This window comes from Mesorhizobium sp. M0678 (genome assembly GCF_040320505.1).
In the GTDB taxonomy this organism is placed as follows: Bacteria; Pseudomonadota; Alphaproteobacteria; order Rhizobiales; family Rhizobiaceae; genus Mesorhizobium.
Genome location: NZ_JAMYPT010000009.1, coordinates 21,247 through 35,688, shown reverse-complemented (window position 1 = coordinate 35,688; position 14,442 = coordinate 21,247). Strand labels below are relative to the sequence as shown.

The window sequence follows — 14,442 nt, the reverse complement described above, 5'->3', positions numbered from 1 at the left end:
CGGCTGTCTGAATTTCGACTGGTGTGAAGCGGACATCCGTCAATGGATGGCGGGTCGAGCGTGAGGCTGGCCTTCCCTGCGTCGGCCTGCGATAGTGCACGCCGGTGAAGCGGAGGGGCTGAGCATGCGGCTGTTCGCAAACCGGAATCACCTCCGGTGGAGGATGTTGGCCTTCATCGCAATCATGGTGCTTTTGCCGAAGGCGGCGTCGGCCGATACCATTCCACCCGACAGGATCGCCGCGGCCCTTGCGAAGCTCGAATTGCTTGCCGAAGGCGTCGTCGCGGATGGTAGCGTGCCCGGTCTGGCCATCGGCGTCGTGCACGGCGACGAGGTGATCTTCCTCAAGGGATTCGGGCATCGCGAAGCCGGAAAACCGGAGATCGTCGACGCTGACACAGTCTTCCAGATTGCCTCGCTCTCCAAGCCGGTCTCCGCCACCGTCGTGGCGGCGCTGGTCAGCGACGGGATCGCTTCGTGGGATTCCAAGATCGCCGACCTCGATCCGGCTTTCCGGCTCGCCCAGCCCTATCCGACCAGCGAACTCACGGTCCGCGACCTGTTTGCGCACCGCAGCGGGCTTCCCGGCACCGCCGGCGACGACCTCGAGGACATCGGCTATGACCGCGCGGAGATCCTGCGCCGGCTGCGGTTCGTGTTGCCGTCATCGAGCTTTCGTGCCGGCTATTCCTACAGCAATTTCGGACTGACCGAGGGTGCCGTCGCGGCCGCGAAGCCGACGGGCAAATCATGGGAAGAGGTCGCCGAAGAGAAGCTCTACCGTCCGCTTGGAATGGCCTCGACCAGCTCCCGTCATTCGGACTTCATCAAGCACGCCAACCGCGCCGAGCTTCACGCCAAAATCGATGGCGCCTGGACCGCGAAAGTCCAGCGCTATCCGGATGCGCAGGCGCCAGCAGGCGGCGTCAGTTCCACCGCACGCGACCTCTCGCAATGGATGCGCCTTGTGCTCGGCAACGGGGTCTATGCCGGCAAGAGACTCATTGCCGCCGATGCGCTGGACCAGACACATATTCCCTTGACGGCTCGCGGCAAGAATCCCGTCTCCGGAGGCGAGGCCTTCTACGGCCTCGGCTGGAATATCGAATTCGGCCGGCACGGGCCGATCTGGGGTCACGCGGGCGCCTTCAGCGCCGGCGCACGCAGCCTGGTGATGCTCTTCCCCGAGGAGAAGCTTGGCATCGTCGTCGTCGCCAACGCCTTTCCGACAGGCGTGCCGGAGGGGCTGTCCGACAGCTTCGCCGATCTCGTTTTCGACGGAACGCTGGGGAAGGATAAGGTAAAGGCATGGAATAATATCTATGCGAGCATGTTCGGCCCGGTGATTGCGGCGGCCAAGGCCACCTATGCCGCGCCGCCCTCTCCAGCAAGTCCCGTCGAGCCGGCCAGGGCCTATGCAGGCCGTTACTTCAACGACTTCTTCGGCGAAGCTATTGTATCGGGCGAAGGAGACACTCTTGTCCTCAAGGTCGGGCCTGCCGGTGCGCGGTCCTATTCCCTGAAGCATTTCGACCGCGAGCTCTTCGTGACCTTCCCTGATGCCGAGATGCCGGACAGGCCCTCGGCCGTCAGCTTTGCGGTCGGCCCCGACGGCAAGGCGTCGGCCATGACCGTCGAATTTCTCGACGACAATCATCTCGGCACGCTGCGGCGCGTGGGAGATTAGAGCAATTCCAGGAAAGTGCGGAGCGGCTTTCCGTCCATAATTGCGTAAAAACAGATATTTGGAGCGGGTCAGCGACTATCAAAAGCTGAACCGCTTTAGGTCAAAATTCAATCAGCTGGCTGCCGCCAACAGCCGAGATGGTCAAAAAGCAGTCAAGCTTATTATGGTAGGAATCGCCGATAGCGGATTCGACAAATCATGCAAAGACCGACTAACGAGACCAGTCGGCTTTCGTCCCAAATTGGAGACCAGCAGGTGGCCTGGGTGCAGAATTGGGTCTGGCTAGTTAATTGGAACCCGCTGATCGATGAACTCGGTCACATGGCTGGCGAGGCCCTTGATGTCGGATTGCGTAGGATTCTCGAAGACGAGCTCAAAGAAACCGATACAGATGCATCTCCACAGCGATGGGCATCGTGCCATTTCGATGGTCCCCGACCGATTGCCGCTTTGTTCGGAATTGATCAAGGAACAGACATTTTACTCGTTCGGATCGAGGTGCCAGACAACCTTTCTGTACGCGCCGAGACAACACTTGATCTGATGAAGTCATACGCGTTTGTGGCGCCTGACTGATCGTCCGCAATGGGTCGAACCTGGTCGTTGAGTGTTTGGCTCGTTCTCAACTCAAAGACGCCGGGCCGTACTGAAGCAATTTGAAGCAATCGCCGCTGCCCGATGTCGCCTTCGTCAGGAAGGGTTTCGACCGGTCGAGCCATTCCTGGTGCGATCTGGCATCGGCTTCGATTTCATTGGCCGGTGCAAGCTTGACGAAGCCGCGCCCGTTGCTGAAAAGCCAGCACGCGCGGCCGAGAAACCGCCTGCTGCGCTGGCGCAGCAGATCGGCATCATAAAAGACGTCGAGCACCTCCCGCTTGATCTTCCGCTCCTTTTCGGGATTGGCGATCGCAACCTCGATCGGCTCGCCGCCGATCGCATCCTGCAGGTCCTTGTAATCCAGGGCGATCTGGGTAGTGGCATATTTGATGTCGCTCTCGTCCCGGACGATGTTGAACCATAGCATTGGGTTGAGCTCGTTGACGACGAACGATGCTTCGAAATCGCGTGACAGATTGAGAATATCGAACCCCTGAACATCGACGTCGCGCTCGACCAGAAGGATCTGCGAAACCTGCTTGGCGAGCGCCGTTCCGTGGGCGCTGACGGCGGCATTGTTTCCGCCGTGTTCCGGACTGACATAGGCGCCGCCATCATCCAGCAGCGCGTCGAATTCGCCGAGGGCCTCCACGACAGCGCTGCCGCGGGCAACACGCGCCGCCAGTTTGGCGAGAACCTGCTGGAGCTCCGTTTCGCGTTTGCGCTGGTCCTGATAATTCTGCTGAAAAAAGAAGATGAACAGGGACACGCCAATCCCGATCAGGATCACGCCCAGCTGCGAAAAGATATTGCGATAATATTCCAGCAGCTTTTCACGATGGCGTACGTCGTCACGCACACTGTGCGCCACGCGAAGATTGACGATCAGCGAAACGACCAGGAGCCCGGCACCGACCAGGATCAGGCCACCGATCAGCAGGTAGCCATGTCGTGAGTTGAAGTCCATTCCTTTGCCGCGCTCCCGAAACCCCAGACAGCGCAGACTAATACCATTCCGCCTCAACACCTACGATCATCCCCACCATTCGGCCACTGTTCTTACAGCCAGGACTATGCTCGCCATCCGCCTCGTTTCGTGGCGGTCTTCTCGCAGCCGGATTCAGGCCGCGTGCTTGGAACCAATGACGGGCGAGACTGTTCAGCTATGACTTTGATACGACGCCGACGTGCCCGGCCGGCTGGGCATGCGGCGATCTTGAGGAGTTCTCATCATGAAGATTTCGTCCAGATTTCGTTCAGTCGCAGTTGCCGTCATCGCTGCGGCGGCAGTTAGCTTTGCCAGCGTCGCGCATGCCGACAGCGGTACGATCCGCTTCGCCGTCTACAAGGCGGCCTTTTTCATCGGCGGCTCCGGAGGCGAGGGCACACTGACCTTCCATGGTCGCCGATATCCCATCTCGGTCGGCGGCATCTCGGGCGGCCTCGCCTTCGGCGCCTCCAAGACCTATTTCAAAGGTACCGTGCGCCACATACGCCGCGCCCGGGATGTGACGGGGGTGTACGGTGCAGCGGGCGGTGGCGGCGCGCTCGGCAAAGGAGCCCAGGTGATCGTCATGACCAATGACAAGGGTGCCCAACTCGAACTCACGGGCAGGCAGGTAGGCCTGCAAGTCAATGCCGATCTCAGCGGTATGAGCATCTCGCTGAAATAAGGACAGTCACTGCATTCGTTATTCCTTGGATGGGCCGGATTTGGCCGCTCCAAACCGCAGCCCATCCATCAGCAGCGACACCAATCGGCGCGAGCGGTCGCGCCAGTCCTTGGTGTCCGGGGCCGAATAGATGCCGCCCAGCGCATGCAGCACGTCGGAGGCATCGACATCGCCGCGGATCGAGCCGTCGGCGACCGCGGCATCGATCAGCCGCCGCAAGGCGAGCGTCACCCTGCCGGAAACGTCGGAGAACAGGGTTGAGTTGGTCGTGAGCAGGATGCGCAGGCTTGTCGACAGCCCGCGCTTGGTGGCGATGTAGTCGACGAAGCGCTGCATCCATTGTTCGAGCGCCATGTCGGGCGCATGATCGCGGGCGAGTTCGTCGGCCGCCTGGCACAGTCCTTCCACTTCGCGCCGATAAACCACCTCGACCAGGTGCTCGCGGGTTGGGAAATGCCGGTAGAGCGTGCCGATGCCGACGCCGGCCTGGCGCGCAATCTCCTCCAGCGAGGCATCGACACCTTGCGCGGCAAAGGCTTTTGCCGCGACCTCGACCAGCGCATCGCGGTTGCGCTGCGCGTCGGCGCGCAGCGGTTTTGCAACGGCGGCTTCGGTTTTGTCTCCAGAAATGACGGGCGGCTCCGCGGCCAATTTTTTCTCCAGTGTTGATCCGAAGCATAACCGGACAGGCAGGCCCCGTCTCAAGAACGCAGACGCTTCCACCTTCGTTACGTCTCCGACAAATATAATCGCAAGTAAATATAATCACAGGATCGAGTCTGGGCCGGCGTTCCGGCAGGCGGAGGCATCTTGCCCGCCTCCGGTGCACGGCCGGTGGATGACGTCCGGTGGATGACGACGGAGGATATTTCCTCGCGGCCGGCACTCGTCATCTGTTCGGCCGATGCCGTGGGGCAAAAATGAGCCCACGTTGAGCACGATCCCCTCAGGATCATTGGACTGTCCTGCCCCTACAGACAGTTCAGAGAGCACCACCGGCTTGGGCCGGTGGTGCTTTTTTGTCTCCAGGCATGACGGCCGGCTGCCCTGCCAATTTCCTCCAATTTTGATCATTTTCGATCCTGGGCTTGAACAGGGCGGAGCAGGCCCTTAGGTAATAAGCGGAGGCGCCTCCGATTGTGGAGCGCCTTTCTCATGTAATCACGGGATCGGGTATGTCACGTCTTTCGACCTCGCAAGCCGCAGCCTTCCCGGAGCTCGCGCCAAGTCGAACCGACCCCCCTCTGCCCTGCCGGGCATCTCCCCCGCAAGGGGGGAGATTAGCTCACCTAGCCATAAGCTGATCTTGCCGCTCGCTGGCCGGGCACCAGATTATCCCCTCCCGCGTCAAGCAACTGGAGCCAGACGCCCCATGACAAGCAAAACCCGAACTCCAATCCAACTTCGAATCAACGGACATCGACATGAGCTGGAGGTCGAACCGCGCGTTACCCTGCTCGACGCCTTGCGCGACCATCTCGGCCTGACCGGCACCAAGAAGGGCTGCGACCAGGGCCAGTGCGGCGCCTGCACCGTTCATATCGACGGCCAACGCGTGCTGGCCTGCCTGACGCTTGCCACTCAGGCTGAAAGCAGGGACATCACCACCATCGAAGGGCTTGCCGGGGAGGATGGCACGCTGCATGCGGTGCAGGCCGCCTTCCTCGAACAGGATGCCTTCCAGTGCGGCTATTGCACGCCGGGCCAGATCATGTCGGCGGTCGCCTGCATTCGCGAAGGCCATGCCGGCTCGGATGAGGAGATCCGCGAATACATGGCCGGCAATCTCTGCCGCTGCGGCGCCTATCCGCATATCGTCGCCGCCGTGCGCCAGGCGGCCGTGGAGGCCGCGTCATGAGGGACTTTTCGTATCTCCGCGCCGGCTCCGTCGATGCAGCCCGTGAGGCAGCAGCACTTCCCGGCGCCATGCTTCTGGCCGGCGGCACGACGCTTGTCGATCTCGCGAAATGCGGCGTTGCCGAACCCGAGACCGTGGTCGACATCACCCATCTCAAGGGACTGGACACGATTGCCGTTGATGACCGGGGCGCCACGATCGGCGCGCTGGCCAGGATGAGCCGCGTCGCCGACAATGCCGATATCAAGAGTCGGTTCCCCGCAGTCTCGGAAGCATTGTGGCAGGCGGCGTCGGCTCAGCTGCGCAACATGGCGACGATCGGCGGCAATCTGATGCAGCGTACGCGCTGCCCCTATTTCCGCGATCCGGCGAATTTCCCCGCTTGCAACAAGCGCTCGCCCGGCAGCGGCTGCTCGGCGATCGGCGGCGTCACCCGCGGCCATGCCGTGCTCGGCACCAGCGAGGCCTGTATCGCCACCTATCCCGGCGACCTGGCGGTTGCACTCGTCGCCTTCGACGCGATCGTCCATCTCGGCGACCGTCAGGTCGCCGTCGATGATTTTTTCCTGTTGCCTGGCAGCACGCCCGAAAGGGAACATGCGATCGAGCCCGGCGAGATGATCACCGCGATCAGCATTCCCGTTTCGGCCGCCGCCCGCGGCTCGACCTATCTCAAGGTCCGCGACCGCCAGTCCTATGAATTCGCCGCGGCAAGTGCTGCGGTCGGCATTGAATTCGAGGCCGACGGAAGGACAATTCGCGATCTGCGCGTCGCGCTTGGCGGCGTTGCCACCAAGCCATGGCGCGCCCTTGCCGTCGAAGAGGCGCTGAAAGGCAAAGTGCTCGAGCCGGAGGTCGTCAGGCAAGCCAGCCTGCTCGCCGTCGAGGGCGCCGTCGACCATGGCGCCAACCACTACAAGATCGAACTGGCGCCACGCGTCGTCGCCCGCGCCATCCTCAAAATGGGAGAAACGGCATGACCGTTCACGAGTTGAGAACAAGACCCGGCGATGCCAAACGCGGCGACGCTTCGGACGGTGCCGTCCTCGCCGATCAGGTCGGCGGCCGGCTGTCGCGCGTCGACGGCCCGGCCAAGATCACCGGTGCCGCCAAATACGCCGTCGAGCAGCAGCTCGAGGGGCTTACCCATGCGGTGCTGGTCGAGAGCACCATTGCCGCCGGCCGGGTGCGTTCGATCGACACGACCGCGGCCAAGGCGTCGCCCGGCGTGCTGCTGGTGCTGACGCCCGACAACATCCTGCCGCTGAGAACCGCAACGGACTGGCTGGGCACGCCGCCGCCGGACGTCGCCTATTGCCCGCTGGCGCGCGACATCACCTTCAGCGGCCAGCATGTCGCGGCGGTGGTGGCAGAGAGTTTCGAGCAGGCGGTCGCCGCCGCGACGCTGGTCAAGATCGCCTATGACGAGGCGCCGGCGATCGTCGACCTCAGCGATCCAAAGGCCGGCGACGGCATCCCGGTCGATGCGATGACCAAGGAATGGGGCGAGGCGGAGACAGCGTTCGCCTCGGCTCCGGTCAGGATCTGCAACGCCTACAACACGCCGCGCGAATACCAGGCGCCGATGGAGCCGCATGGCCTGATCGCAAAGTGGCAGGGCGACCAGCTGACGGTCTGGGAGCCGAGCCAATGGCTCGACGGCATGGCGCGGACCTATGCCGAATGGTTCGGCGTGCCGTTCGAGAATGTACGACTGGTCTCGCCCTATATTGGCGGCGGCTTCGGCTCCAAGGCGTTTGCCTATGGCTACGGCGCTGTAGCGGCAGTCGCCGCGAAAATGCTGGGACGGCCGGTGAAGCTGGCGGTCACCAGGCCGCAGACCTTCACCGCCTATGGCGGACGGGCGGCGACGCGCCAGACCGTGGCGCTCGGCGCCAACGCGGAGGGCCAGATCCAGTCGATCGTGCATCGCGGCGTCAACGAGACCTCGGTCGACGGCATGTGGGTCGAGCCGCTCGGCTCGGTCACCTCGGTCATGTACGCGACGCCGAATTTCTCGTCGCGGCAGAACGTCGTGCGGGTCAACACGGTGGTGCCGGGGGCATTGCGCGCGCCGGGCGAGAACCCGAGCGCCTTCGGCATCGAAAGCGCCATCGACGAGCTCGCCTACGAGGTCGGTATCGATCCGCTGGAAATCCGGCTCAGGAACTATGCCGAGCAGGACCCGCATGCGAAGAAGCCGTGGTCGACACGGCAGCTGCGTGAGGCCTTTGCGGCCGGCGCCGAAGCCTTTGGCTGGTCGAAGCGGAACCCCCGGCCGCGTTCGATGCGCGACGGCAACCAGCTGATCGGCTGGGGTGTCGCGGCAGGTACCTATCCGGTGCGGCGCGCCTATGGCGAGGCGGTCGTGCGCATTCTCGCCGACGGCTCGGTCGAGGTCGAAAGCTCATCGATCGACATGGGGCAGGGCACCTACACGATCCTGGCGCAGACCGCCGCCGAGGTGGTGGGCGTGCCGGCGGAAAACGTCGTCGTCAAGCTTGGCGATTCCCGCTATGCCCGTGCCGGCGTCACCGGCGGCTCGCGGCTGGCCGGGGTGATGACCGGCGCCGTCCACAAGGCGGCGAGTGCCGCGCTCGACCAACTGATCGGGCTCGCCATCAGCGATCCGGCTTCGCCGTTCCATGCGCTGCAGGCCAACACGCTCGTCGTCGCCAATGGCCGCATCGCCTCGCCGCGCGGCAACGGCCCTGAAGTTTCCATCGCCGAACTGCTCAGAAGCGTCGGGCGCGAGCATATCGAGGCGAAGGGCGACACCATGCCGGCCAATTCGACGGTCGAGGACCGCTACAAGAACTACACCACCATAGCCATGGCGCTGCCGCACACCGAGGGCGACTGTTCCCGCCACAGCTGGTGCGCGCATTTCATCGAAGTGCGTGTCGACGAGGACTTTGGAACGGTTCGCGTCTCCCGCGTGGTGTCGGCGCTGGATTCGGGCCGGCTCTACAATCCCAAGCTCGCCGAAAGCCAATGGAAGGGCGGCATCATCATGGGCATTGGCCAGGCGCTGCTCGAGGAGGGCATCGTCGACCGCCGGCATGGGCGCATCGTCAACAACAATCTCGCCGACTATCTCATCGCCACCAATGCCGACATTCCCGACATCGAGGTGATCTCGGTCGGTATTCCCGATCCGCATTCCTCGGCGCTTGGCGGCAAGGGGGTCGGCGAGCTGGGCATTGTCGGCGTGGCGCCGGCGATCGCCAACGCGGTATTCCACGCCACCGGGAAAAGGGTGCGGGACCTGCCGATCACGCTGGAGAAGCTGATTTAGGCGGAGGTTGGGACTGTCGGCGCGTTGGCGATTGGCGAAAGCCGAGGTGACGACCGATCTCCCCGCCAGAGGCAGGGCAATCGCATTTGGATTCTTACGAAGATGGACCCCCACCCTAACCCTCCCCACAAGGGGGAGGGAATGCTGCCGCGCGCCTTTAACTTCCCCTTTGGCGCCGAAAGGCAGGCAATTTGCCGAGGTCAGCGCCAACGGAAGTCTCCCTCCCCCTTGTGGGGAGGGGTTAGGGGTGGGGGTCCATCGTAGAGCGAAAGCCTCGGCTTTCCATCTGCGATAGCCCTGCCGCCAGAGGGGAGATCGGCAGCTTCAACGCTTTGCCTTTTTCAGGCTCACCACGACAGACTGAATGCAAGCTTGCCGAAATGCCGGCCGCCGGCCGCCATATGGGCGTAGGCCTCGGTCGCCTGATGCTGGCTGTAGACCGTGTCGATGACCGGATCGATACGGGCGGCGCCGATGGCCCGCGCCGCGTCGCGCAGGTCGGATACCGAACCGGTGTTGTTGCCCACCACCTTGAGTGCCTTGATGATGATCGGCAGCAGGTTCGTGGTGGCCTCGGCGCCGGTGACGAAGCCGATGGCGAACACCGTGCCGCCGGGCGCCGCGGCATTGATGGAGCGGGCGAAGGTCGCCGCGCCGCCGGTTTCGACGATCAGATCGGCGCCGAGCCCGTCGGTCAACTCGAGCACCTTGGCGTCCCAGTCCGGCGTCTCACGATAATTAATGAGATGATCCGCACCCAAGGCCTTGGCGCGGGCCAGCTTTTCGTCAGACGACGAGGTGATGATGACCGTGGCGCCGGCTGCCTTGGCCAGCTGCAGGGTCAGGATCGAGACACCGCCGGTACCGAGCAGGACGACGACCGACCCCGGCCCGGCATCGGCGGCGCGAAGCGCATTCCACGCGGTGGTGCCGACGATCGGCAGCGTCGCTGCCGCTTCGAAGGACAGATGCGCCGGCATCGGCACGACGGCATCGGCCGGCAGCGCGACGTATTCGGCGAGCGAGCCGGGCAGTGTCAGCCCGCGCATCTCTCTGGTCTCGTAAGGCCGCGGACGGCCGCCGATCCAGCGCGGTTTTGCATGGGCGATGACGCGGTCGTTGATGGCGAGCCTCGACACGCCCTCGCCGATGCCGACGATCTCGCCGGCGCCGTCGACGACGGGAATGAGCGGAAAGCTCGGACCTGGATAGTTGCCGCTCGCTATCGCGACATCGACAAAATTGAGGCTTGCGGCGCGCAGGCGGATCAGCACTTCGCCGCGCTGCGGTTCAGGCGTGGGAACGGTGGCCGCGCGAAACGCGTCCAGTCTCGGGGCAGTCAGTTCGATCGCTTTCATGTCTCACTCCGGTTGATGGCCGATTGACGGGCCGGGATTGAGTGAAACTAGCTGCTGCGCTATTGGTATATAATCCTTGTGTTTTACATTTGAGCTCTGCGCCTGATGCAGCAATCGCACGAACCGGCAGCATTGGTCGAAATGGCCGCCTTCGCGGCCATCGCCGAAGCACGCTCCTTCACCAGGGCGGCCGCTCGCATCGGCCGCGACGCGACGATCCTGTCGCGGCGCCTTGCCTCGCTGGAAGAGCGGTTGGGCGTGCGCCTGCTGCACCGGACGACACGAAGTGTGTCGCTGACCGAGGCGGGTTCGGAATTTCTCATCCGGGTCCGCGCCATCCTGGCTGCGGTCGACGAGGCCGAGGCTGTCGCGTCGGCGCATGCCGGCGGCGGGCCGCGCGGCGTGCTGCGGCTGGCGCTGCCCGGCTCGTTCGGGCGCATGTGGATCGGCCCGCTGCTGCCCCAGTTTCTCGCCGAATTTCCCGACGTTCGTATCGAGGCCGAGTTCTCCAACCGCTTCGTCGATCTCGTCGCCGAGAATTTCGATGTCGCCGTGCGTCTCGGCGCGCTGGAGGATTCGCGGCTGGTGGCGCGCAAGGTCGCTACACGGCGGCGGCTGCTGTGCGCCGCGCCGTCCTACCTCGCCCGCCGGGGCACGCCGACTGCGCCGGAGGCGCTGCTGGAACACAGCTGCCTGGGCTTCTCGGGTTTCCAGACCTTTCCGGCCTGGGAGATGACCGACAGTTCGGGTCGCCGCATCAGTATCGAGGTCTCCGGGCCGCTGGTCACCGACGACGCCGAGGTGCTGGTCGAAGCCGCCGTGCAAGGCGTCGGACTGATGATGAGCACGGATTGGCTGGTCGGACGCGAGCTCGCCGACGGCCGTCTGGTACCAGTGCTGGAGGACTGGACGCTTGCCGACGAGGGCGCTGTCTATGTCGTCATGCCTTCGGCCAAGGGGCAAGCCGCCAAGACACGTGCCTTCGCCGACTGGATCGGCAAACGCTTTGCGCCGGTCCCGCCGTGGCGGAGGTGAGGGTGCTGATCTCCCCCCTTGAGGGGGAGATGTCGCCGCAGGCGACAGAGGGGGTCGCGGCGCGTGGAGCGTCAGCGCCGTCTCTCGTAGAAGAAGGCGTCGGCGATCTATGTGAGACGACCCCCTCTGGCCGCTTCGCGGCCATCTCCCCCTCGAGGGGGGATTGCGCGCTCAGCCGCCTCCGCCTCCACCACCCTGCTTGATGAAATGACCGAGCAGATCCATCGGCACCGGAAACACGACCGTCGACGAGCGTTCACCGGCGATGTCATGGAGAGCCTCGAAATAGCGTAGCTGCATGGCCTGCGGTGCTTCGGCCAGCATCTTGCCGGCCTCGACGAGCTTTGCCGCCGCCTGCTGTTCGCCGTCGGCATTGATCACTTTCGCACGCCGCAGCCGTTCCGCCTCGGCCTGCTTGGCGATGGCGCGGACCATGTTCTCGTTGAGGTCGACATGCTTGATCTCGACATCGGAGACCTTGATGCCCCAGGCATCGGTGCGCTGGTCGAGAATCTCCTGGATATCGCTGTTGAGCTTGTCACGTTCGGCCAGCATTTCATCGAGCTCATGCTTGCCGAGCACCGAGCGCAACGTGGTCTGTGCCAGCTGGTTGGTGGCGGTCATGAAGTCTTCAACCTGGATCACCGCCCGCTCGGCGTCGACGATACGAAAATACAGCACTGCGTTGACCTTCACCGAGACGTTGTCGCGCGAGATCACGTCCTGCGGCGGGACGTCCTGGACCACCACTCGCAGATCGACCTTCACCATCTGCTGCACGAAGGGGATGAGGATGATAAGGCCGGGGCCCTTGACCCCGGTGAAGCGGCCGAGCGTGAAGACCACGCCGCGCTCATATTCCCGCAGGATGCGAATGGCCGCGGATAGGAACATGACCACGACGAGCGCTGCTGCCAGATAGGCCACATAACCGATGATCATTGCCTTGCTCCATCGCTTCTCACATTGCGGCGCCGTATCGTCAGCACAAGATCCCTGACATCGGCCACCTCGACGCTGTCGCCCACTGCAAGCGGTTCGTCGGCTTTTGCCCGCCAGCGCTCGCCCCGGGCGAGCACGTGGCCCTCGCTGCCCTGCCAGTCGAGAACCTTCGCCGGCAGCCCATGCATGGCCTGTGCGCCAACACGCGGAACGTTCTTGCGGGCCGCCCACAGATAGCTGCCGGTCAGCAGCGCCAGGCCGAGCGTCAGGACGGCGGCGGTGCCGATAACGGCCCACGACATCTCGAAGCCGGGCCCCTCGATTCTGAGCAGCATGGCTGCGCCCAGCAGAAACGCAGCCACGCCTCCCAGCCCAAGGACCACAGTCGGGTTCAAGGCTTCGACGACCAGGAAGATGATGCCAAGCAGCATCAAGGCAAGGCCGGCATAGCTGATCGGCAAGAGATTGAGCGCATAGAGCCCGAGCAGAAGGCAGATCGTGCCGATCACGCCGGGTGCGACCGCGCCCGGGCTCGTGAATTCGAAGACGAGGCCATAAACGCCGACCAGCATCAGGATGACGGCGATGTTCGGGTCCGTGATGACGGCGAGAAGCCGGATGAGCCAGCCTGGTTCGAGCGTTTCGACCGGCAGCCCCTTCGTCGCCAATGCCTCTTTTTTGCCGGCGATCTCGACGGTCCGGCCGTCGGCCAGTTGAAGCAGTTCGGTGGTGTCGCGGGCGACGAAGTCGATGACATGCTGCTGCAGCGCCGCGCCGGCCGACAGGCTGGCCGCCTCGCGCACGGCCTTTTCTCCCCATTCGGCATTGCGCCCGCGCAATTCAGCCAGGCTGCGGATCAGGGCAACGGCATCGTTCGTCGCCTTGGCGATCATCGCATCGCCCGCGGGTGCGTTCTTCTTGTCCTTGTCCGCCTCCGGGCCATCGTTCTTGCCGCCGGGAAACGATGGCAGCGGCCCGCCCATCTCGATCGGCGTTGCCGCGCCCAGATTGGTGCCGGGCGCCATCGCCGCCAGATGGGTGGCGTAGAGGATGTAGGTTCCGGCGCTCGCCGCGTGCCCGCCGGCGGGCGCGACATAGCCGATGACGGGAACCGGCGAGGCGAGAATGCCGGCGATCATCTCACGCATGCTGGTGACCAGCCCGCCGGGCGTGTCCATCTGCAGGATGAGAGCCTGGGCATTTCGGTCCGCGGCCACCGCCAGTGCTTCCTCGAGCTGCCTGGCACTCGCCGGACCGATGGCGCCGTCTATCTCGACGCGCAGCACAATTTTCTCCCGGCCGTCCGCCTCTCCGGTTGCTGAAGAGGGACAAACGGCCGCAACAGCCACGAAAGCCGCGGCAAGCAGGACCGCACGCGCGAGTTTCACGCTCAAAGCTCCACATCTAGGAATATGGGCTGGATTTTGCCGAAATCCATGACGCGGCGCGCGGCGGGTGACGCATCGCACGGTCCTGCTGGATGTCGGCCGGCTCAGCGGCGGCTACGGCACCGAGGAGCTCCGCCAATCGGGCGCGTTTCGCGTCTATGAAGATTCCGACGACATGCCGACGAAGTCGGCGGCCGCACATGAAGGCGACCGGCGGGCTGTCGCCGTCATTTCGATCACACCAATGTTTTGCGCATTGGAGCCATCTCTGGCGGGCTTCTATTGCGCGGCGTCCTCCTGGATTGTCTGTTCCTGGATTCGGGCGGGTGCCCCGAGACACTGATCGTAGCCGATGGTGCAATTATTCAGACATTCGTTGCGCCCCTGGATGGATTTGACGCTGTTGTAGTCGATCGGCACAGCCTGGCATTTCTTCTGGCACGCCTGGTCCTTCTCGGCGCAATTCGTGCCGTGGCCCTTGGGGTACTTCTTCGTGGTCGCTTCAGCGTTCAATGGCAAGACGGCCAGCAGCGCCAGCAGCGTCGGTATCAGTCGGAGCATACGCATGGATCCTCCCTTGCGCGTTAGACCTCTGCACTTGGAGGC

At 63.9% G+C, this 14,442-nt stretch carries 13 protein-coding genes; 7 read left to right on the top strand and 6 right to left on the bottom strand.

What is annotated here, in order from left to right; genetic code table 11:
* The first annotated feature begins 124 nt into the window (after positions 1 to 124).
* Both NKI29_RS17685 and NKI29_RS17680 read left to right on the top strand, forming a co-directional pair.
* The gene (locus NKI29_RS17685; RefSeq protein WP_352796806.1) at positions 125 to 1,687 is read left to right on the top strand and encodes a serine hydrolase; all 1,563 of its coding nucleotides are present in this window, start codon (positions 125 to 127) and stop codon (positions 1,685 to 1,687) included.
* A gap of 255 nt (positions 1,688 to 1,942) precedes the next feature.
* Positions 1,943 to 2,263, top strand: a complete 321-nt coding sequence (locus NKI29_RS17680; RefSeq protein WP_352569150.1) for a hypothetical protein — start codon at positions 1,943 to 1,945, stop codon at positions 2,261 to 2,263.
* A gap of 46 nt (positions 2,264 to 2,309) precedes the next feature.
* Here the strand turns inward: NKI29_RS17680 and NKI29_RS17675 are convergent, their stop codons facing one another.
* Positions 2,310 to 3,251, bottom strand: coding sequence for a hypothetical protein (locus NKI29_RS17675; protein WP_352569151.1), 942 nt, complete (start codon positions 3,249 to 3,251; stop codon positions 2,310 to 2,312).
* Between the two features lie 265 nt (positions 3,252 to 3,516).
* Between NKI29_RS17675 and NKI29_RS17670 the strand changes: the two genes are divergently transcribed.
* Complete coding sequence (locus tag NKI29_RS17670) at positions 3,517 to 3,957, top strand: lipid-binding SYLF domain-containing protein (RefSeq protein ID WP_352451439.1); 441 nt, start codon at positions 3,517 to 3,519, stop codon at positions 3,955 to 3,957.
* An 18-nt stretch (positions 3,958 to 3,975) separates the two neighbouring features.
* Here the strand turns inward: NKI29_RS17670 and NKI29_RS17665 are convergent, their stop codons facing one another.
* Entirely contained in the window at positions 3,976 to 4,608 is a 633-nt protein-coding gene (locus NKI29_RS17665) for a TetR/AcrR family transcriptional regulator (RefSeq protein WP_023677324.1), read from the bottom strand.
* Between the two features lie 721 nt (positions 4,609 to 5,329).
* Here NKI29_RS17665 and NKI29_RS17660 point away from each other — a divergent pair.
* From NKI29_RS17660 to NKI29_RS17650, 3 genes are read left to right on the top strand one after another with little or no spacing between them, the layout of a single operon-like run.
* Positions 5,330 to 5,815: a (2Fe-2S)-binding protein gene (locus NKI29_RS17660; protein ID WP_031211962.1), complete on the top strand. Its 486-nt coding sequence runs from the start codon at positions 5,330 to 5,332 to the stop codon at positions 5,813 to 5,815.
* Entirely contained in the window at positions 5,812 to 6,795 is a 984-nt protein-coding gene (locus NKI29_RS17655) for an FAD binding domain-containing protein (protein ID WP_352796804.1), read from the top strand. Before NKI29_RS17660 ends, NKI29_RS17655 begins: the two co-directional genes overlap by 4 nt.
* A complete protein-coding gene (locus NKI29_RS17650) occupies positions 6,792 to 9,113 on the top strand; it encodes a xanthine dehydrogenase family protein molybdopterin-binding subunit (protein WP_352796802.1) in 2,322 nt (773 codons plus the stop codon). Before NKI29_RS17655 ends, NKI29_RS17650 begins: the two co-directional genes overlap by 4 nt.
* Positions 9,114 to 9,460: 347 nt before the next feature.
* Here NKI29_RS17650 and NKI29_RS17645 read toward each other — a convergent pair whose 3' ends face one another.
* Entirely contained in the window at positions 9,461 to 10,471 is a 1,011-nt protein-coding gene (locus tag NKI29_RS17645; RefSeq protein ID WP_352796800.1) for a zinc-dependent alcohol dehydrogenase family protein, read from the bottom strand.
* Between the two features lie 105 nt (positions 10,472 to 10,576).
* On the opposite strand from NKI29_RS17645, the gene NKI29_RS17640 reads away from it, so the two are divergent.
* Positions 10,577 to 11,506 carry a LysR family transcriptional regulator gene (locus tag NKI29_RS17640; RefSeq protein WP_352685278.1) on the top strand — a complete coding sequence of 310 codons (930 nt, stop codon included), beginning with the start codon at positions 10,577 to 10,579 and terminating at the stop codon, positions 11,504 to 11,506.
* A gap of 171 nt (positions 11,507 to 11,677) precedes the next feature.
* Here NKI29_RS17640 and NKI29_RS17635 read toward each other — a convergent pair whose 3' ends face one another.
* The 3 genes from NKI29_RS17635 to NKI29_RS17620 form a co-directional block, all read right to left on the bottom strand.
* On the bottom strand, positions 11,678 to 12,448 hold the full coding sequence (locus NKI29_RS17635; protein ID WP_023680344.1) for a slipin family protein: 771 nt from the start codon (positions 12,446 to 12,448) through the stop codon (positions 11,678 to 11,680).
* A complete protein-coding gene (locus NKI29_RS17630) occupies positions 12,445 to 13,836 on the bottom strand; it encodes an NfeD family protein (protein WP_352472176.1) in 1,392 nt (463 codons plus the stop codon). Before NKI29_RS17630 ends, NKI29_RS17635 begins: the two co-directional genes overlap by 4 nt.
* A gap of 279 nt (positions 13,837 to 14,115) precedes the next feature.
* Positions 14,116 to 14,397: a hypothetical protein gene (locus tag NKI29_RS17620; protein WP_352579469.1), complete on the bottom strand. Its 282-nt coding sequence runs from the start codon at positions 14,395 to 14,397 to the stop codon at positions 14,116 to 14,118.
* Positions 14,398 to 14,442: the final 45 nt, after the last annotated feature.